Here is a 20,916-nt window from a genome sequence, read left to right as displayed (position 1 = left end):
ACAAAACCTCTCAGTTGCACTCCAGAATTGGGATGTTCTCGGCTTTCGTCCTGGCGAGGATGGCGCTGGTCATGACCGCGCGGTTCTTGTCGCGATAGTCGCCAGAGTTCTCAAAGCCCCAGTGATGCAGCCCGCCGACGCAGAAGCCGTTGGTTCCGCCAGCGACCCGCGACACCAGCACCGGGGAACCGGAACTGCCGCCGGCGGAGTCGCAGCGATGTGAAAAATCCTTCGAGCTCGGCGGGTTTCCCCGCCCGGCGACGGCGATATCGATGGGCAGACACCCGATGATCGAGACCGTCTTGGGCTCGCCATTGGGGTGGTGCACCAGCACAGCCGGCTCATCCGGGAGCGGCGCAGTGGCGAGCAAGCTCAGCGCCACGGCACTGGCAGGCAGGTCCGTTTTGGTCCGCACCACCGTGAAGTCGAGATCAAAGTCGGTCGTGAGTACTGCCTCGCAGCCGACCTGCGGGCCCATCGTGGTGCTGTCGAACTTGTCGACGAAATAGTCGAACACGATGGTCGCGCCGTCGCACTCCGCCTGGTTGGCGATGCAGTGATTGTTGGTCATGATCGTCCGCGGACCGACGACGAAGCCGGAGCAGTTCTCCAGGTCCCAGCTCGGTGTCACGATGGAGAGGTAGGTGATGCTATGCGACACGGCCTCGAGGTCGGGCCTGCCGGCCCGCAACAGAGGCGTCTGGTCGTCATCGCCGAAGATGGATTTCCACGGCCGCAGCGGATCCTCCTGGCGCAGCACCTTGGAGATCGCGAGGTCGGCGGAGGCCAGCTGAGGTGAATAGACGGCGACGGTGAGTTTCTCGCCGTAGACCAGTCCCGAGAGCAACTGCTCGTTTCTGGCGCCATCGGGATAGGGATAGACCAGCCGGTTCTCGGCGGCGCCGGTGCCGGGGATGCTCGGTCCCGCAATCACGATGGTCGACCCGGGCGCCAGGAAGCCGATCGACAGCGCGACGCGCGCGTACCAGCTGTCGGGCGCCCGCACCATCTTCTCGCGATGCTCGCCGACCATATCGAACGCCGAGATCGCAATCGCGGGGGCGTCCGGGTTGGCGCCGCCGCCCAGCGAGACTTCCTGGGCGGCCACCTTGGCGGCAACCAGCAGGACGGCAACGATCAGCAGTCCGCGCAGCGCCCGCATGATCACTTCGCCGCCCGCGTGAACTTGACCACTTCACGGGCATCGATCCTGCGGAACTGCCCGCCATCGAGAAAGACCAGTTCCTGGCCTGGCTCAATCGCTCCCTCGCGCCGGTCCATCGGTCCGGCAGGCGGCTGGGAGAAGAAGACCACATCATCCACATCGTCGCCGATCCGCTGGAACCCAACGATACTGGCCAGGTCGATAGTCTCGACCCGGCGGGTCCTGAGGTCGAAGAAGGCCAGGTCGCTCGCCGGGTTTCCGCCGCGCGTGAGCCGGATCAGCTCGAGCCCGAGGACGTCCTTGTTGTTGTCCACCACCCGATCGCGATCTTTGTCGATCAGGCAACCGACATCGATCCGCCCACCGATCATGTTTCCCATGAGGTCGCGACTGAGGGTCGAGCAGGCGATGAGGCGGGCCCGCGTTTCGGCCGGCGTCCATCGCACGCCCAAGGCAAAGGCGAGGCTGATGGCGCCGGAGACAATCGCCGCCGACTGCGAGCTGCCGCGCATGGTGCCATAGAGGTTGAGCGGCAGCGTGCTCATGACGCCTTCGCCGCCGGCGCCGACTGCAAATTGCGGGTTCGAGTTCATGCCGCCAAGGACTTTCGTGCCGGCGCCATCGAGCGCGACGACGGTGACCACGTTGTCGCGGGTCAGAGCGAGGCACGCCGGCGTGAGATCGCAGCCCTCCTGCTCTTTGTCGTTTCCGGCTGCCGCAACGAACAGCACACCGGTGTGCTTGGTGATGAGTTCGCTCAGCCACTCACGGCGCTCTTCGCCATTTACGTCGTCTTCGATCTCGGCGGGGCGAAAGCCCAGGCTGAGGTTCACCAGGTGAACCTGCTGCTTGAACATGATCCGACCGAGGGCCCGGAGCAGCCAGCGCCCATAGCCTTCGTCCGTCAGGTTATCCATGTCGACCTGCACGCCGACGATCTTGGCCAGCGGGTTGATCCCGCCGACGCCGAACTTGTCCCACCTGGAGGCAATGAGCCCGGCCAGGTGCGTGCCATGCCGGGGGCGCACGAACACTTCGGTGTTCTGCACGGTTTCGGTGTGGAAGCGCCCGCTCGCGCCGCAGCGCTCCCGCTCCCGAGGCACCAGCCCGTCTGAGTGCGGCAAGGCGTTGGCGGCCGGGGCAATTGAGGCTCGCGCCATCCCCAGCGACAGTTCCGGCAAGCCGCTGAGGTCCCCGCCGATGATCGGGCACATGTCGAGGTCCCGGCTGACCTTGCTGCCGCAGTCGAACACCACGAAGTCTTCAGGCATGTCGCAATGCTTGGCATCGAAGTAACTGTCGATGATCATCACGCTGGGCATTACCCCGGTCTCGCTGATCCTCTGGCGCAGCTCTTCGGCCTCTTCGAGCGGAAAATCGATCGCGGCGAGCAAGTCCATCTGGCTCTCGTTGAACTGATCCAGGCTGGAGAAGGGCGCAGCCTTCACATGCTCGAGCCACTTGGTTGACTTCACCAGCTCGTTGCCGATTTCCATGCGCTTGATGACGTCGGAAGGGAGGGCAACCTTGCCGGCACTCTTGGTGAAGTCCGGCAGCACCTTGAAATCCGGCAGCACAGTGTTCGGCGTGACCGGCAATACCAGCGGCTCGCTGAAGACGACCTCACGGTCGTTGGAGAACAGCTTGTAGGGTTGGGTGGTGAAGCGGTTCGACACCACGTCCACGCCGACCGGCCGGCTGAGCACGGCACACAGCGTCTCGCAGTCCGACGGTACCGCGACGGTATAGTCGAGCTTGGGCAACTGCACCGTACTCGTGAGCTTGATGTCGGAAGCGTCGGGGAAGCTGTAGTTGAGCCAGTCGACATAGCTCGGACAATCCTCCGCCGGCAGCACCTTGCTGCCACAGGCGGGATTGTCGGAGATGAGTTCTTCGAGACTGGTACCGGCCGGCCGGACGACCTCGTAGGCCGACAGGGTCGTATCGATCGACACTGCCGGAATGAGGATCTCGTCGCCCGGCATTAACCGCGACCAATCGCCTTCCGAGATTTCGAGCTGCAGCAGGCTATCGACCGACACGACATCCGCCTTGCTGGTCGGCTGCGCCAGGTTCAGGTCCCGGCTGCATGAATCCGGATTGAGGTCGCAGGTCAATGCGTCGACCACCCGCGGGAAATACGGCCCCTCTATTGCACCACGGTCCCGCAGTACCTGCTCGATCCGATCTCCAGGCTGAACAATGTACCTTTCTACCGGCACCGATCCATTGGCGATCAGCACCATGTAGAGTGACTCGATCTTGGCCGATAGTTCTCGATCCTCAGCGGAGTTCAGGCTGCCGATAACGCCCGCTTGCGAGGCGCCGGCGGAAAGAACCGAATATGTTGAAAGGCCAACGAGACAGAGTAGATATCGCCACATGCTACACCTCCTCGAAAGTACAGTACTGTACCATGGTGACTGCAGATTTGTCGATTCAGCTATGAGTCTGATCAATATTGAGTTTTGATAAGCAGTGAAGGCTATTGGCGCGACCTTGAAGCAAGTCCGGGGCCGACCATGAGGGTGATGCGGGGCCAGGTCCGCGGCAGCATCCTGCCTCACCGCTATCGCAGGGGGGCGGCGCTTCCGCATCCCCCAATTGGGCGATGAAGCGGGGTCGAGTCCCTGATCCTGTCCCTCTCGAACGCTGGGGCGGCAGCTATGTGCCGTGGCCCGGCCTGGCTTTGCGGGAGTGGAAAATGGCGACGCTTGTCATCAATGCAGGACAAACCCTGGACGACCTGGCCTTTGTGGGCAATCCGACCGATATCGCGGCGCCGCTGCAAATGCTCGGTGGCGGCCAGGCCAATGTGAGCTTCGTGTTCTACATCGATGAGGAAGGTCCCATCGATACGACCACCGGCATTCTTCGTCTCGATGACAGCTTCACGCTGCCCACGCCGCCGATCGGCTTCATGCCGCCGACCGGGACGTATAGCGAAAACCACCAGTACGAGATGACCGGGCCCGGCAACTTCACCATCCTCGACCCGGTCAGCGGCGAGGCGATCGGCACGGTCACGGGCGCGCCCTATACCTTCACCCTGTTCGTCACCACCACCTATGACGCCGGCACCGGCCAGACCACCTGGGACTATGGAACGGTCGTCCCCGGCAACCCGTGGTTCGGCTTCTGGACCGAGGACGACACGGTGACCCTCGACGCCGGAGACGACCGCTTCGTCGACAATACCGGCCAGCTGACGCTCGATGCCGGCGACGGCAATGACGACATCTTCGCCTATGGCGACGACCCGGTGACGGCCGAGGACGCCGACCAGGTGAACGGCGGCGAAGGTGACGACAACATCCAGTACCAGTTCGGCGGCCACACCATCGACGGCGGTGCCGGCAATGACAGCATCGGCAACAGCGGTGGAACGCATCAGGGCAGCCTCGTCACCACGCTGATCGGCGGCGAGGGCAATGACCTCGTCTATGGCTCGGCGACGGCGGATCGCTTCGTCGAGGACGATGGCCACGGCGACGATACCTATGTCGGCGGCACCGGCAGCGACACCATCGACTATTCGGCCATCGACGGCGGCGGGATCAGCGTCGATCTGGGCATCGGCTACGCCGTGCAGGATACCGGCGCGGCGGGCAACGACATCATCGTCGAAATCGACAATGTGGTCGGCACGGCTGCGGCGGATACGCTCAGGGGCCATAGCGGCGCCAACCGGCTGGAGGGAGGTGGCGGCGACGATACCGTTCATGCCTCGGCCGGTACGGATTTCCTTGATGGCGGGGAGGGCACCGATACTGCGGTCTTCACCGGCTCGCCCGGCGACTATGCGGTCAGCACCAATACCGAGAACCAGCTGGTGATCACCAGCGGCGCCGGTACCACGACGCTCACCGGCTTCGAGTGGGTGCAGGTGGGCAGCACCACCTACGATTTCGCCGTGCTGCTGGCCGGCGCCCCGGTGATTACCTCCGGCGGAGGCGGCGACACCGCCACGGCCGAGGTCAACGAGAACAGCCTCGCGGTGATGACCGTCGAGGCGGTCGACCCCAACAGCTCCGACACGCTGAGCTTTTCCATCATCGGCGGTGACGATGGCGGCTTCTTCGAGATCGACGAGATGACCGGCGCGCTGCGGTTCAAATCCTTCGAATACTATCCGGCGCCGAACTTCGAAGACCCGCGCGACACCGACCATGACAACATCTACCACGTGACGGTGCAGGTCGCCGACGGCAACGGCCATTTCGACACGCAGGATATCGCGGTCAGCGTCAACGACCTCCAGCACGTCACCATTATCGGCACCTCGTTGAACGATGTGATCGATGCCACCCACACGGTCGCCGGCGAGCCCTTCCCCGGCAACGAGGATGATTTCATCGCCGGGCTCGAGGGCGATGATGTGATCGCCAGCCTCGAAGGCAACGACACCCTGGTCGGGGGCGATGGCGTCGACAACCTGGATGGCGGCGACGGCGATGACAGGCTCGATTTCTCGGGCGAGGGCGGCGTCGGCGGGGTCGTGGTCAACCTCTCGGGCAACAGCTTCGACATCGGCAATGGCGACCCGGTCACCATCGCCGCGCACAGCGCCCAGGACACGTTCGGCAATATCGACACGATCGCCAATATCGAGGGCGCCCGCGGCACCGAGCACAACGACGTGTTCATCGGCACCGACGAGATCAGCAATTTCGAGGGTCTGGGCGGCGACGACATCCTGATCGGCGGCTCGCGCGACGATTTCTTCAACCCCGGCGCCGGCAACGACTTTGCGGATGGCTCGGGTCCCAACGATGCCGACGTCATCCACTATTACGAGGAGAACTCGGCCACCCCGCAGCTGCACGGCATCACGGTCGTCCAGGACGGCGACAATAGCGGCACGATCATCGACCCATGGGGCGATACCGATACCTTCCTCAACATCGAGAGCATCCGCGGCACCGATTTTGCCGACAGCTTCACCGGAGCCGGTGGCCGCGACCGCTATATCGGCGCCGACGGCGCCGATAGTTTCGATGGCGGCGGCAACTTCGATGAGCTCGACTACTTCTGGGAGAACAATGTCCAGACCCACTCGCACGGCATCATCGCCAACCTGAGCGACGAGGCGCTCGGCCCGATCGAGATCGAGAACCTGTCGGTTGCCGGCATCGGCGCGGGCGAGATCATCGACACCTATGGCCAGACCGACACCGTCGCCAGCATCGAGGGCATTACCGGCACCATCCGGCAGGACTACATCGCCGGCAGCGAGGCCGACAACGTCTTCCAGGGCGAGGAAGGCGATGACGTGCTGATCGGCAATGGCGGCAATGACGAGCTGATCGGCGATGCCGGCGCCGACATCCTGGATGGCGGCGAAGGCAACGACCAGGTGAACTATCGTGCCGAAACCGCGCATTTCAAACACCTGCCCGGCGCGCACGGCGTCATCGTCAACCTCTCGAGCGAGACGCTGGAGGGTGTCAGCGTCGCCGGCATTGCGACGACCGACGTCGCGGCGGGCACCGCCATCGATACACATGGCGAACTCGACCAGCTGAGCAGCATCGAGCGGATCAACGGCTCTGAGCATGACGATCTGATCGTCGGCGGGAACCAGCGCGACGAGCTGCATGGCCGCGAGGGGAACGACGAGCTGCGCGGTGGTCGCGGCGAGGATGAATTGCAGGGCGGCGCCGGTGATGACCTGCTGGTGGGCGGCGGCGCTGACGATTTCGACGCCGATTTCTTCGTCGGCGGTCGCGGCGACGATACCATCGTCGGTGGCGAAAACGCCAATGAACACAATCGAGTGCAGTATAACGGCGAAACCGAATGGGGCGACAATGACCCTGGTATGCACGGCGTCATCGTCAACCTGTCGAACGCGGCGCTCGAAGGGGTGAGCGTTGCCGGCATCGCCACCACCGACGTGGCCGCCGGCACGGCCATCGACAGCTATGGCGATACCGACACGCTGATCAACATCCAGAATGTGGACGGCACCGAGTACGACGACATCCTCGTGGGCGACGACACCCGCAACGACCTCAACGGGCGGGCCGGCAACGACCAGCTGTTCGGCGGCCTCGACGAGGACGAGTTGAAGGGTGGCGCCGGCGATGACCTGCTGGTGGGTGGCGGCGCGGATGATTTCAGCGCCGATTTCTTTGTCGGCGGGCGCGGCAACGACACCCTGATCGGCGGTGAAAATGCCAATGAATACAACCGGGTGCAGTATATCGGCGAAACCGAGTGGGACGACCAGGACCCGGGCAGCCACGGCGTCATCGTCAACCTCTCCGGGCAGGCGCTCGAAGATGTGAGCGTTTCCGGCATCGCCACCACCGACGTTGCGGCCGGCACCGCAATCGACAGCTATGGCGATCTCGACACCTTGGTGAACATCCAGAATGCCGACGGCACCCAGTATGACGACATCATCGTCGGCGGCGACGAGGACAATGATTTCGACGGCCGCGGCGGCAACGACATCATCATCGGCGGCAACGGCAACAACCACATGGTGGGTGGCGACGGCAACGACACCATCACCGGCGGCAACCGCGACGATTTCGTCGATGGCGGGCGGGGTGATGACGTCGCGCATGGCGGCGGCAACGGCGAAAACGAATACGACAATATCGAGTATCGCGAAGCCGCCGATGGCGTCCACGTCATCAAGACCTCGCGCACCGAGGGGACGGTCGACGGAGCCTGGGCCGGACACGACGTGTTCGACGGTTTCGAGATCGTCGTCGGCTCCAACCATGCCGACCTGTTCGATGGCAGCGCCGAGAACGATGATTTCACCGGCAATGCCGGCGATGACGTCTTCAACGGCGGCGCGGGCAGCGACCGCGTCGTCTACGAAAAGGAGCAGTACGCCGTTGGTGGCGAGGACACGCATGGCGTGATCGTCAACCTGTCGGACACCGAGATCTCAGCCGATGTGGGGCAGGGGAGTATTGTGGTTGCCGCCGGCACGGCCATCGATGGCTTTGGCGACACCGACACGCTCGACAGCATCGAGCAGATCGACGGCACTGAGTTCGACGACCACATCGTCGGCACGCAGAACGGCGAGTTCAACGAGCTGCAGGGCCGCGACGGCAACGACGTGCTGATCGGCGGCACCGGCCGCAACAACCTCAGCGGCGGCGACGGCGACGACACGCTGGTCGGCGGCGACGAAGACGACAACCTCGATGCCGGTCGCGGCAACGACGTGGTGTCGGCCGGCGGCGGCAATTTCGACTACATCAACGGCAGCTCGGGCACCGACAGCATCGATGGCGGTGACGGCTACGACCTGATCGGTTTCAAGGGCTTCAACGGCGACGACCATGTGCATGTGGTGCTCGACGCCTCGGCGCCCGGCAATGGCAGCATCACCGGTGAGTTCGACGGCGAGGCGGTGGCGACCAGCTTCACCGCCGCCGAGCAGGTGACCGGCACCGCCGGCAATGACAGCTTCCTGGTCGAAGCCGGATTCGAGGCGACCGAGCATAGCCGCCACACCTTCTGGGATGGCCGCGGCAGCAATGGCCGGGCCTTCGATTTCGTCGGCGGCAATGGCAACGACACGTTTACCGACAATTCCGGCGTCGACGGCGGCGCCGCGCTTGTCGACTACGACGAGGAGAAGTTCTCGGCGGCAGATTACCACGACTGGCAATGGGGCACGCACCCCGGCGAGCGCGGGGTGATCGTCAACCTCTCGGCCACGGCTCAGACGGTGACCGATTTCGACTTCAACGATGGCGAGGCGCCGGCGGAGGTCACCGTCGCGGCCGGCCAGGCGCTCGATACTTTCGGCAGCACCGACACGTTGAACGGCATCCAGGCGGTGGTTCTCACCGACGCTGCCGACCACTTCTTCGGTTCCGACACCGGCAACTATGTCGAGGGGCGGAAGGGCGACGACACCATTGTCGGCGGCGCCGGCAACGACAATTTCAACGGCGACGAGGGCAATGACAGCATTTCGGGTGGCGCCGGCGACGACAACCTGAGCGGCTGGATCGGCGACGACAGCATCTGGGGTGGGGCAGGCGGCGACTACATCAATACCGGCTTCGGCAACGACAGCGCCGATGGTGGCTCCGGTGGCAGTGGCAGCACCTGGGACACCCTGGGCTTCAGCTGGGGGCAGCCGGTTGAGCCGGGTGACGGGATCGAGGTTGTCTTCAACGGCGCCGATGGCGCCGGCAGCGTCACGGGATCCTTCGCCGACGGCACCGACGACGAGGGCAACCCGCGCCACGGCAGCGTGAACCTGACCTTCACCGGCTTCGAGCATGTCGAAGGCACCAGCGGCGATGACAGTTTTACCAGCGAGGCAGGCTTTATCGCAAGCGCCGACTCGCCGCACCCCTGGCCCGGCGATCGTGGCACCGGGCTGGTCGATGTCAGCGGCGGCGCCGGCAATGACAGCTTCGTCGATCTTGCCGATCCGACGGGCGCGGCAGGCGGCAGCGTCCTCGTCAGCTATGACGGCGACAAGTGGGGCATCGCCGACTTCGACGGCCATCTCTGGGGCAGCGAGGCCGGCGAGCACGGCGTGGCCGTCAACCTGTCGGGCAGCCTGCAGACCGCCACCGGCTTCGACCTCAACGATGGCGGATCCGCGGTGACGCTCGACGTCGCGGCGCACCAGAGTTTCGGCATCTTCGGCGATACCGACAGTTTTGCCGGCATCCAGGCGGTATGGCTGACCGACGCCGACGACTGGTTCTGGGGCGATGACACGCTCGACAGCTTCGTGGGCGGCGCCGCCGGCGACGATCACCTGTTCGGCGGGGCCGGCGACGACCTGTTCTTCGGCGGCACCGGGGCCGATATCATTGTCGGCGGCGCGGGCCACGACACCGTCCGCTACGACTGGCATGGCGAGGCCCCGATGGGCATCCTCGTCAACCTCACCGCCAGCTCCTTCACCTTCCCCGGCATGTACAACGTCGCCGCCGGCCAGATCCGCGATCTCGATGGCAGCATGGACGCGGTGTCGGAGATCGAGGAGATCATCGGCAGCAACTTCAACGACTTCATGGTGGTCGGCGACCAGGGCATGGTGCTGCGCGGCGGGGGCGGCAACGACACGCTTTCCGCCGGCTCGGGCGTCGACCGCATCTATGGCGGCGATGGCGACGACTGGATCGGGGCGGGTAATCACCTGCTCGGCGACGGCGACAACTATCTCGACGGCGGCGAGGGCAGCGACACCATCGGCGGCGCCGGCGGCGCCGACGAGATGTATGGCGGCGGCGGGCAGGACCAGATGGTCGGCCGGCAGGGCGACGACGTGATGCATGGCGGCACGCACCAGGACAACCTCTATGGCAGCGTCGGCAATGACGAGCTCCACGGCGACGATGGCGACGACCTGCTGGTCGGCGGTTCGGGCGACGACCTGATCGACGGCGGCACCGGCGATGCCTTTGGTGGCGTCGATGGCATCGACGACGACCTGGTCGACTATTCGCTCGAGGCCTCCAGCGAGGATGCGGGCGGGCCGCTCGCCACCGGCGAAGGCGTCATCGTCAACATGTCGGATGACGCGGTGACGGTCGGCAGCCAAACGGTGGCGGCCGGGCGTGCCCGGGACGTGTTCGGCGGCAATGACACGCTCAGCGAAATCGAGAACGTGCGCGGCACCACACACGCCGATACGCTGATCGGCGACGGCGAGGACAACGACCTCTTGGGGCTCGGGGGCGATGACACGCTGATCGGGGGCGACGGCGCCGACCTGCTCGACGGCAGCAGCGGCAGCGACGCCCTGACCGGCGGCGGCGGCGCGGACACCCTTATCGGTGGCGGCGGTGACGGCGAAGATACCGCCTACTATTCCGGCGACCGCGCCGACTACGAGGTCGTCGCCCACCCGGGCGGCAGCTTCACCATCACCGACCTCAGGGCCGGGCCGAACGATGGCGTCGACCAGGTTTCCGGAGTGGAGAACTTCGCGTTTGCCGACGGAACGTTCAGCGCCGCGCAGCTGCTGAACGCTCCGGTGACGGCGCCTGCCGACACCGACGGCGCCGACAACCAGGTCGACGAGAATGCCGGCATCGGCAGCACGGTGGGCATCACCGCGGCGGCCAGCGACCCGAACTCCGGCGACACCATCATCTATTCGCTCAGCAGCAACCCGGGCGGGCTGTTCGCTATCGACGCCGAGACCGGCGTCGTCACTACCGCGGCCAATATCGACTTTGAAACCACCGGCGGCAGCGTCGAGATCGAGGTCACTGCGACCTCGAGCGACGGCTCGTCCGAGGCCACCACCTTCGAGGTGGCGATCGGTGACGTCGACGAAGCGCCAGAAGCGAGCGATGCGACGGTGACCGTCGCCGAGGACGGTACCTATGCGTTCGATGCCGGCGATTTCCCCTTCACCGACCCCGACCAGGGCGGCGGTGGGCTGGTCTCGGTCACCATCTACTCGCCGCCCGGCGCCGGCATGCTGAGCTTTGACGGCACGGCGCTCGACGCCGGGGCAATCGGCGCGGGCTTTACGGTCAGCGCCGCCGACCTCGCCGCCGGAAAACTCACCTACACCCCGGCCGCCGACGCCAATGGCGACGATTACGCCTCGTTCTCCTATGCCGTTTCGAGTGCCAGCCAGTTCGGCCTCGCCGCCGCCTGGAGTTTTGAGGGCTCGGGCGAGGATATCTCAGCGGGCAGCAATGACGTGGCTTTGTTCGGCGGCGCTACCTATGGCACCGGCCTGCGCGGCCAGGGTCTCGAGCTCGACGGCAATGTCGGCAGCTATGCCCAGGAAATCGGCAGCAGTTCCGACTTCGACCTGGGCGAGGGCGAATTCTCGGTAGTGGCCTGGTTCCGCCTCGACGGCGCGACCGGCCGCGAGCAGACGCTGATCGAGGATTTCTTCTCGGGCGGCGGGCCGGGCTGGACCTGGACCATGCCCGGAGCCTCCGACCTGCGGCTCCACGCCAGCGGTGCCGTCGTTGCTGACCTGCCAGCCTCGAACCTTCAGGATGGCAACTGGCACCAGGCCGTGGTGACCCGCTCGGGCGACACCTTCAGCCTCTATCTCGACGGCGTGCTGGGCACGACCTACACCGCGAGCGGGGCCATCACCTCCAGTGGTGGTCCGCTGCTGATCGGCGCCCGTAACGCCGCCGACGGCCGCAATTTCACCGTCGATGGCGCGATCGACGACGTCGCGGTGTGGCGCCGCGCCCTGAGCGCCGGCGAGATCGCGGCGCAATGGAACGATGGCGATGGTCTCGATATTGCCAGCGCCGGCACGCCGATCCTTTCCGCCCCGGCGACGATGACCATCGACGTGACGCCGGTGAATGATGCGCCGGTGCTGAGCTCGAATGGCGGCGGCGAAACCGCGGCCATCAGCCGGGCCGAGAACGGCCTCGCCGTGACCACGGTGGTCGCTGCCGATATAGACGGCCCCGGCGTCACCTACAGCATCATCGGCGGGGCCGATGCGGCGCGGTTCGTGATCAACCCAACCACCGGCGTCCTGAGCTTCGTTGCGGCCCCCGATTTCGAGGCCCCCACCGATGCCGACGGCAACAATGTCTACGAGGTGGTGGTCGCCGCGAGCGACGGTTCGCTCAGCGACACGCAGAGCATCGCGGTCACTGTCACCGACCTCAATGGCGTCACCATCAACGGCACCGGCAGCGCCGATACGATCGATGCCACCCACACCCCGGCGGGCCAGCCGCTGCCGACCGACGAAGCCGACACCATCTTCGGCAATGGCGGCAATGACGTGATCAGCGGGCTGGGCGGCGACGACACGATCGATGGCGGCATCGGCAGCGACACCATGCGCGGCGGCGCCGGCAACGACACCTATATCGTCGGCGCCAGCACCGACCAGGTGATCGAGATTGCCGGGGAGGGCACCGACCTGGTGCGTTCGTCGGTGACCTACACGCTGGCTGCCGAGGTCGAAAACCTGACGCTCACCGGCGCAACCAGCATCAACGGCACCGGCAACGGGCTCGCCAACGTGATCACCGGCAACGCCGCCAACAACACGCTCAATGGTGGGTTGGGCGCTGACCAGCTGATCGGCGGGCTCGGCAACGACATCTATGTCGTCGACAATGTCGGCGACACCGTTGTCGAACTGGCGGGCGAGGGCACTGACCTGGTCCAGTCCTCGGTCTCCTACGGCATCGCCGAGGAGGTCGAGAACCTGACGCTCACCGGTACCGCCAATATCGATGGCACCGGCAACGCGCTCGCCAACCTCATCACCGGCAATGCGGGCAATAACCTGCTCAATGGCGGCGGCGGGCTCGACACGCTGGTCGGCGGCGCCGGCAACGACACCTACGTCATCGACGAAGCTGCCGATATCGTCACAGAAGGTGCCAATGCCGGCACCGACACGGTGCTGTTCGAGGGCTCGGGCGATTACACGCTCGGCGGCAATGTCGAAAACCTGGTCCTCGGCGCCGATGCCGCCAACGGCACCGGCAACGCGCTCGCCAACGCCATCATCGGCAATGCCGAGGCCAACGTGCTCACCGGCGCGGCCGGCGCCGACATCCTCACCGGCGGGGCCGGCGATGATACCTATATCGTCGACAATGCAGGCGACCAGGCGATCGAGCAGGCTGGCGGCGGCACCGACCAGGTGAACGCCTCGGTCAGCTTCACGCTGGGCGCCGAGGTCGAGAACCTGACGCTGACCGGCACGGCCGCCAGCAACGGCACCGGCAACGCCCTCGCCAACGTCATCACCGGCAACGTCGCCGCCAATACGCTGAACGGTGGCGCCGGTGCGGATCTGCTGGTTGGTGGAGCCGGCAACGACATCTACATCATCGACGAAGCCGGGGACGTGATCGACGAAAGCGTCAATGGCGGGGCCGGCACGGATACGGTGCAGTCTGCCATCTCGTTCGACCTCGGCGGCGCCTCGGTGCTGGGCGATGTCGAGCGGCTGACCCTCACCGGCATGGCCAATATCGATGGCACCGGCAACGGGCTCAACAACGTCCTCACCGGCAATGGCGGCGACAACGTCCTCGATGGCGGTGTGGGCGCGGATACCCTCGCCGGGGGCCTCGGCAACGACACCTACCTCACCGATGGTGGCGAGACGATCACCGAGGCAGCCTCGGCCGGCATCGACACGGTGCGTGCCTCGGTCGATTACACCCTGGGCGCCAACCTCGAGAACCTGGTGCTGGTTGGCGCTGCGCTCGCCGGAACCGGCAACGGCCTCGACAACACCATCACCGGCAATGGCAACGCCAACGTGCTGAGCGGCGGCGCCGGCATCGACACCATGCTCGGCGGGGCGGGCGACGATATCTACATCGCAGACAATGCGGGCGACGCGGTGACCGAACTCGGGGGTGAAGGCGTCGACGAGGTGCGGAGCTCGGTGAGCTACAGCCTCGGCAATGAGGTCGAGAACCTGACCTTGACCGGCACCTCGGCCATCAACGGCACCGGCAACAGCCTCGCCAACCTGATCACCGGCAACGGCGCCAGCAACACCCTGAGCGGTGGGGCCGGCAACGACACCCTCAATGGCGGGGCCGGCGCCGACAGCATGGCCGGCGGCGAAGGCGATGACAGCTTCATCGTCGACAACCTGGGCGATGTGGTCAGCGAGCTCGCCGGCGAGGGCACCGACCTGGTGCTCTCCTCGGTCTCCCATACGCTGGGGGCCGAGGTCGAGAACCTGACGCTGACCGGCACCGGCGCCATCAACGGCACCGGCAACAGCCTCGCCAATCTGATCATCGGCGGCATCGGCGCCAATGTCCTCAACGGGCTCGAAGGGGCCGACCTGATGAGCGGCGGCGCCGGCGGCGACACCTATGTCGTCGACAATGCCGGCGATGTCGTCGACGAGTTGAGCCATGACGGGGCCGGCATCGACACGGTGCAGTCCTCGATCAGCTTCAGCCTCGCCGACTCGGCTCACGTGCTGGGCGAGGTGGAGCGGCTGACCCTCACCGGCACGGCGAACCTCACCGGTACCGGCAACGCTGCGGACAACCTGATTACCGGCAACGCCGGCAGCAATGTCCTCGATGGCGGGGCAGGGACCGACACGCTGGCGGGTGGCCTCGGCAACGACACCTACATTGCCGATATCGTCGGCGACGTGGTCACCGAAGCCGCCTCGGCGGGCACCGACACGGTGATCTTCAACGGCGCCGCCGGCACGTTCGTGCTCGGCGCCAATGTCGAAAACCTCACCCTCGGCGGCTCCGCGGCGATCGGCGGCACCGGCAACGGGCTCGCCAACGTGCTGATCGGCAACGCCGCCGGCAACACGCTCTCGGGCGGGCTCGGCAACGATACGCTGAACGGCGGCGGGGGCGCCGACACCCTGATCGGCGGCGGCGGCAACGACACCTATGTGGTCGACAATGCCGGCGACAGCGTCGACGAGGCGACCGGCGGCTCGGGGGTGGACACCGTCCAGTCCTCGGTCAGCTTCAGCCTCCTCGCCGACGGGGCGCACGTCCTGGGGGTGGTCGAAAACCTCATCCTCACCGGCACGGCGTCGGTCTCCGGCACCGGCAACGCGCTCGACAACCTGGTCAGCGGCAACTCCGGCAGCAACATCCTGTTCGGCGCGGCTGGCGACGATACGCTGAACGGCAATAACGGAGCGGACACGCTGATCGGCGGCACCGGCCATGACGACCTGTTCGGCGGCGCCGGCGCCGATGTGTTCGACTTCAACGTCGCCGATTTCGGCGGCGCCGGCGGCGCGATGGCCGATCATTCCGACGAGATCTTCGATTTCTCCATCGCCGACGGCGACAGCATCGACCTGTCGGGCCTGCTCAACGACGCCATGGCGCTGGTCGGCGGCAACGCCAACAGCCTGCTCCGGGCCTCGATGGTGGGTGACGACCTGGTCATCGAAGTCAACGAAAGCGCGGTGCTCGACGGCTCGGCCGTCCAGTCCAACTGGGGCGAAGCCATCACCGTCCGCGACGTCGGTGATCCGGAGGGAGTGAACGTCGTCTTCGCCAACCAGACCTGGCACTACGACGCCGACACGAACCTCTTCGGCCTCTAGCAGTCACCGTTTCAAACGAACGGTGACAAGGCCGGCGGGCCTGGCGCAACGACCTCCAGCGCCAGGCCCGGGGCCTCATGGGATCGGCAGGGCGCCGCGCAATCGGCACCCACAGTTCACAGACGGATCAGGAGAGGTAGATGTTCAGCATAGTTGCGCGAGTTGTTCTCAGAGTACTCTCAATAGTTGCATCGGCGTGGTTGTTGGTTGTCGCGCCGGTCGAGGCGCAGTCTCTGCGGCATGGGACAACCGTCAGACTCCTCGAGAACAACGGCGAGATGCAGAATGGGCAGCTATACGCCATTGATGTCAGTTGCTCGCCAAAGGGCGCGAAAGTACCCGCGGATCCGAATGTTTTTGAGTCCACCGGGGTGTTTAGCAGGACTTACTACACCGCATCTCACCTGCTGATCATCACTCTCAAGGATGTTGCTGACACGCCCTCGCTCACGCAATTGCCGACCGACGCGCTTGTCGTTGTCCATCCGTACACAAGTGCGAAGGATACTGGGTGGCGAGACAGCGACTGCAAGCGGACGGTCGTTGTGGCGGGTGGCCCAAACATCCACCTGGTCATTGCCTCGGCGTTCTCTGCGACTACTGAACCATCACCGGTCGTTGGGGTCATTACCGGCGCTTTGAAGCTCGCCTCACCCCTTCTCGCGCTCTTCGGTGCCACTCCCGAGGCCGCCGCGGTGACCACGTTCACTGCAGGCATCGAGAGCCTGAAAAAGCCCTATCAGGACTTGCTCAGTACACTGAATGAAGGAACCAAAATCCGAGCGGGTTCGGCCACTCTTGTGGCCGGGACATACGAAATTTCTGCGCCGTTCAGCACCGAGACCGTAACCGTCAGGCCGGTTGCGTCCTTGGTTCAGGACGGAAAGTACGCGTTTACCAAATACCTTGATGATCAGATCGGAACAGCAAAATTCACTCTGAATAAGGCGTCGTTTTCTGACACATGCCTAACGATCAACAGGGAATTGTACGATCTTGGGATGCATGCGCCGCTCGATCTTGGCTATGCCAAGCTGCAGCTGGCGCTGAGGGCGAAGTTCACCAAATCCGAGATACTTCAGTGCCTGACCCGTGAGCAGGCGATCGAACTGCTTTCGAAGCTTCCGGAGAGATTCTGGGGCAATGTGGACGTCCTGACGCAAAGGTACACGCTAGCGGAAGTCGACACAGTGCATCCTGTCGACGAAGCCGCGCCAGGGGCGCAGCCGCCGTTCGATAAGGTCAAGAGAAGCTTGTTTGACCTCGTTAGCAGCCTATCGGCTGCTGGACGTACCGGATCGGTGGCCGCGCACCAGCGAGCCGTGCTCGCGACACTCTTCGCCGACAGCGTTCTGGTCAGCGACAGAACGAGCGATGAACTCGCTGGCGGCGGCGACAGGTCTCTGAGCCGTGACGCGCTTGTCGACTCGCTGGCGTCCTCGAAAATTCGACGCTTTGGGTGTTACGCAGCGACGGTGAAGCTCGCTGCGCTGGATACCGTTGGCGATGGAGCAGTCGCAGCATTCCTCGGCTTTGTGGTCGATCCGAATGCAGTGACCGCAGCAGAATCGCAGGCCGTGGTGTTCCGGCCATTCTTTGGCCCGAACGGGATCGAGAAGGTAACGATAATGCGAGACTTCGCGATGATCTCGGCCATTGTTACGGACGCTGCAAACAAGTGCGGCGAACTGAGCATAAAGAACCCAACGTGAAATCAACGGTGAGCGTGTCAGCGTTCGGCGTAGAGGCACTATGCACTAATTCGCTGCTGCCCGCGGCCGCAACCTGACCCTGACCGCAACCAGTAACCGTTTGCAACGAAAAGGAGACAGGAATGTTCTCGACACAGCTTCGGGCAATATTGGCGACTTTGGCGGCCTTTGGCATTTTTGGTACAAGTTACGCTGGCGAATGCGACTCCGTCGGCAGCATCAGCATTGGCTCACAAGCGGCGAATGTCCTCGATGACGGAAGCGTGGTGCTTAGGGCCAAGATGAACATCAATATCGATGGCTCTGCCCGAGCCTACCATCTTAAGAACAGAGCCGGTGGTGCCCTTATCCACCTCTGCAATGCAGGCGAGGTGTTCCTCCCCGACGGTAGCCGCTACCAGGGATCTGAGAGCAATGAGACGTGCACCGGGAAGTTCATGACCGATGTTGCAGCCATCGGTGCTGCAGGGTGGAATGACCCGACCGTTGGTGCGGTGCGTTGGTTCGGCGTACTAGGCCAGGGCAGGGCGCGGGTAGGCGGCAACACCGTGGAGGGTGTGGTGCCCGTGCTTCAGGCGGACGGATTCTTCGTGTCTCCTACCGCTCTCATCGATCCCCACTTTCCACCGGAAGATCAGCGACGCTACGTCGAACCGCTAACAGTCCCAGCGGGCGTCATCCGGAACTCAACCTCGCTCACCGCGAGAGGCGTGGTTGTTGGTACATTTGGCGTTGCGATCGACCCCGTGAAGAACGTGGCGGTTCCCTTTATTGTCGGGGACACGGGTCCGCGGGTGGGAGAAGGCACCCCGGCACTCGCGCGGCAGGTCGCAGGCCTCGCTATCGATCCCGGCGTTGAGTACTCGCATCGCTACGACGGTGTTGTCGATACTCGAAGGGTCATTTGGGTGTTCTTTGGCGGTAACGGAATGTCTCCTCCCTTCACCCAAAGCTCCGTAGCTGATGCCGCGCGCGCCGCATTCGACGCCTGGGGCGGTGAGACCCGGCTGGCGCACTGCGTCGCACGGAGCGATATCCCGGACTAGGTAGCTGATACTTTTCGTTGGGTTGGGGCCAAAGCAGACGTTCGCACCCTGTATCCTCTTGTCTTGGGGCCTCAATCCTCTCGGAACACCCGACCCAGCAGGTCGGTCAGCGGCTTAGTCAGAAACGCTAGCACCATGCGGTCGGGGGAAGCGATGTCGAATGTCGAGGTCACCGTTCGCCTGGAGGGGACCTTGGAGATCAGGAGTCCAAGGGCCAATACACCAGCCGGATGGATTACTTTCGGGTTTCATGAGGATCTGAGCGAGGCGACGGTCCGGGCGCTAGATGGGGATGGTCGACCTAATCGGCGAACTCTACGGGCTCGGCCGCGTCGAGGCTATGGCGCTCGGGAGCGTTGTCGTGGACCTACGGGTTACGCAAGTCGTCAACGGGGACCAGGGGTGTCCACGCCTGCCTGTCGCATAGGCTGCTGGCTCGCGTGCCTCGATGCCGACGCGTGCTCGATTCGCCTGCGGAACCGGAGCTTGCTGCCATCGCCGAAGAGTCCGTCCGCGCCCGCCGATATTTAGGCAGGCCGCAGGCCGCCCGACATCTACTCTTTTACGCAATAGGTCAGTGCGACGAAAGGATCGCGCACGCTGACTGGCGCTCCGTTGCCGATCGTGTCCGACTTGATCAAAGTCCCGTTAGGGGGAGCAGGCGGCGTTCCAACGACCTTCGTCATCGCATACTCTCCGTTAAAATAGTTGTTGCTGGTGTCCTGTACGACCGAAATCGAGAAGCTGTGTGGGGGCAGTTGGTCGACCGAAAGTGTCGTTGACTCGGCGCCGCCGGTTTGTCCGAGCACGTAACTCGAAAGGTTCGCCCCCCTATCGTCGACGCCATCGGCCTCGCCGGCGCCAACTATTCGACGCGCCACCGCGGGCTCGAACCGCCCCCAGCCGGCAGGACACTGTTCCAGATCAAAAGCCATGACCGCACCGCCGGGAACAGCGTCGCGCAACAGATGCTCGAGGTCGAAAGTCGCATTCCCCAATGTGCCGATTGCACCAGTGTTCCGCTCGGTTTCCGCCTTGAGGGCGTCGTATTTCTGCTGCAGCTCCTGAAGGTCTTTGTCATTCTTCTTGCACGCACCTTCGGTCTGCAAAACCACGCCGGCCTGCGCCAGGAGCGGCGTGGCCTTTTGTATCGGCACCACAAAGCTGATGAGCTGCGCCTGATCATCGCGCATAGCCGCCGAGACGCCTACAACTGTTCCGTCAGCTCCGAACACCGGCCCACCACTATCGCCGGGATTGAGCGCCAGCGAGGTTTGCCACCAACCGTTAGGCGCCGGCTGATTGTTGGGGTCCGGTGTCAGAGGGCCGATATAGGTGTTTAATGCCGAGATCTGGCTGGTCTCCGGGACGTCCAGGTCGCCGGATGGGAACCCGGCAGCGGTGAGTTCGTCCCCAACGGTGAAGCCTGTACTGCTCCCGATTGGCAATACCGTGTACCGCTCGTCCTGCCTGATCTTCAGAAGTGCTAGGTCGTTCGTTTCGTCAGAGTACTCCAAGCTCGCCGACAGAGCCGAAGCCTCGTATGATCCAAGGCGCACCCGATATTTTCTTTGAGCGATGTCTGCCTCTGCAACCGCGTCCACCTTGGGTGGCCTGAGGACATGCAGTGAGGTGATGATGTACCCCTCCTTGCTGACGACAAAACCACTGCCGAAGGTAAATCCGCTGGTCCCGTCCTTAGCGGTATACTCGAAGAGCACCATGGCAACGCCGGGGCCATACTGCTTGTAGATGCAGGCTTCGGTTTCGCCCCCTAGTACCGGCGCCGCGGCTGCAATCAGAAACGAGAGTGAGAGTGAACACGCCGCTACTTGCAACTTGTGTTTTGTCATCCTGGATCTCCAACGTCATTCATCGCTGAGAGGCGCCTTTGACTGACGAAATAGCCGTCGCGCCGGGAGGTGAAGCACGCAAGCTCCGGGGGGCACGAGTACTGAGCAAGCAGTAGGATTG

6 protein-coding genes are annotated in these 20,916 nt (G+C 64.3%); 3 read left to right on the top strand and 3 right to left on the bottom strand.

Annotation, left to right across the window (positions count from 1 at the left end):
- Positions 1 to 10: 10 nt before the first annotated feature.
- Together ASC68_RS21015 and ASC68_RS21010 are read right to left on the bottom strand one after the other, a co-directional pair.
- Positions 11 to 1,162 (bottom strand): serine protease, encoded by a 1,152-nt coding sequence (locus ASC68_RS21015; RefSeq protein ID WP_055883638.1) that lies wholly within the window; start codon positions 1,160 to 1,162, stop codon positions 11 to 13.
- Between the two features lie 2 nt (positions 1,163 to 1,164).
- Positions 1,165 to 3,549 (bottom strand): S8 family serine peptidase, encoded by a 2,385-nt coding sequence (locus ASC68_RS21010; RefSeq protein ID WP_162247976.1) that lies wholly within the window; start codon positions 3,547 to 3,549, stop codon positions 1,165 to 1,167.
- Positions 3,550 to 3,869: 320 nt separating this feature from the next.
- On the opposite strand from ASC68_RS21010, the gene ASC68_RS21005 reads away from it, so the two are divergent.
- From ASC68_RS21005 to ASC68_RS20995, 3 genes are all read left to right on the top strand, one after another.
- Complete coding sequence (locus tag ASC68_RS21005) at positions 3,870 to 16,184, top strand: LamG-like jellyroll fold domain-containing protein (RefSeq protein ID WP_055883631.1); 12,315 nt, start codon at positions 3,870 to 3,872, stop codon at positions 16,182 to 16,184.
- A 140-nt stretch (positions 16,185 to 16,324) separates the two neighbouring features.
- Complete coding sequence (locus ASC68_RS21000; protein ID WP_055883628.1) at positions 16,325 to 17,896, top strand: hypothetical protein; 1,572 nt, start codon at positions 16,325 to 16,327, stop codon at positions 17,894 to 17,896.
- 122 nt (positions 17,897 to 18,018) lie between these two features.
- On the top strand, positions 18,019 to 18,942 hold the full coding sequence (locus ASC68_RS20995; protein ID WP_055883625.1) for a hypothetical protein: 924 nt from the start codon (positions 18,019 to 18,021) through the stop codon (positions 18,940 to 18,942).
- Between the two features lie 554 nt (positions 18,943 to 19,496).
- Here the strand turns inward: ASC68_RS20995 and ASC68_RS20990 are convergent.
- Positions 19,497 to 20,795, bottom strand: coding sequence for a trypsin-like peptidase domain-containing protein (locus ASC68_RS20990; RefSeq protein WP_055883622.1), 1,299 nt, complete (start codon positions 20,793 to 20,795; stop codon positions 19,497 to 19,499).
- Positions 20,796 to 20,916 lie beyond the last annotated feature (121 nt).

This window comes from Devosia sp. Root105 (assembly GCF_001424865.1).
In the GTDB taxonomy this organism is placed as follows: Bacteria; Pseudomonadota; Alphaproteobacteria; order Rhizobiales; family Devosiaceae; genus Devosia_A.
This window is presented reverse-complemented; position numbering and strand designations above follow the sequence as displayed.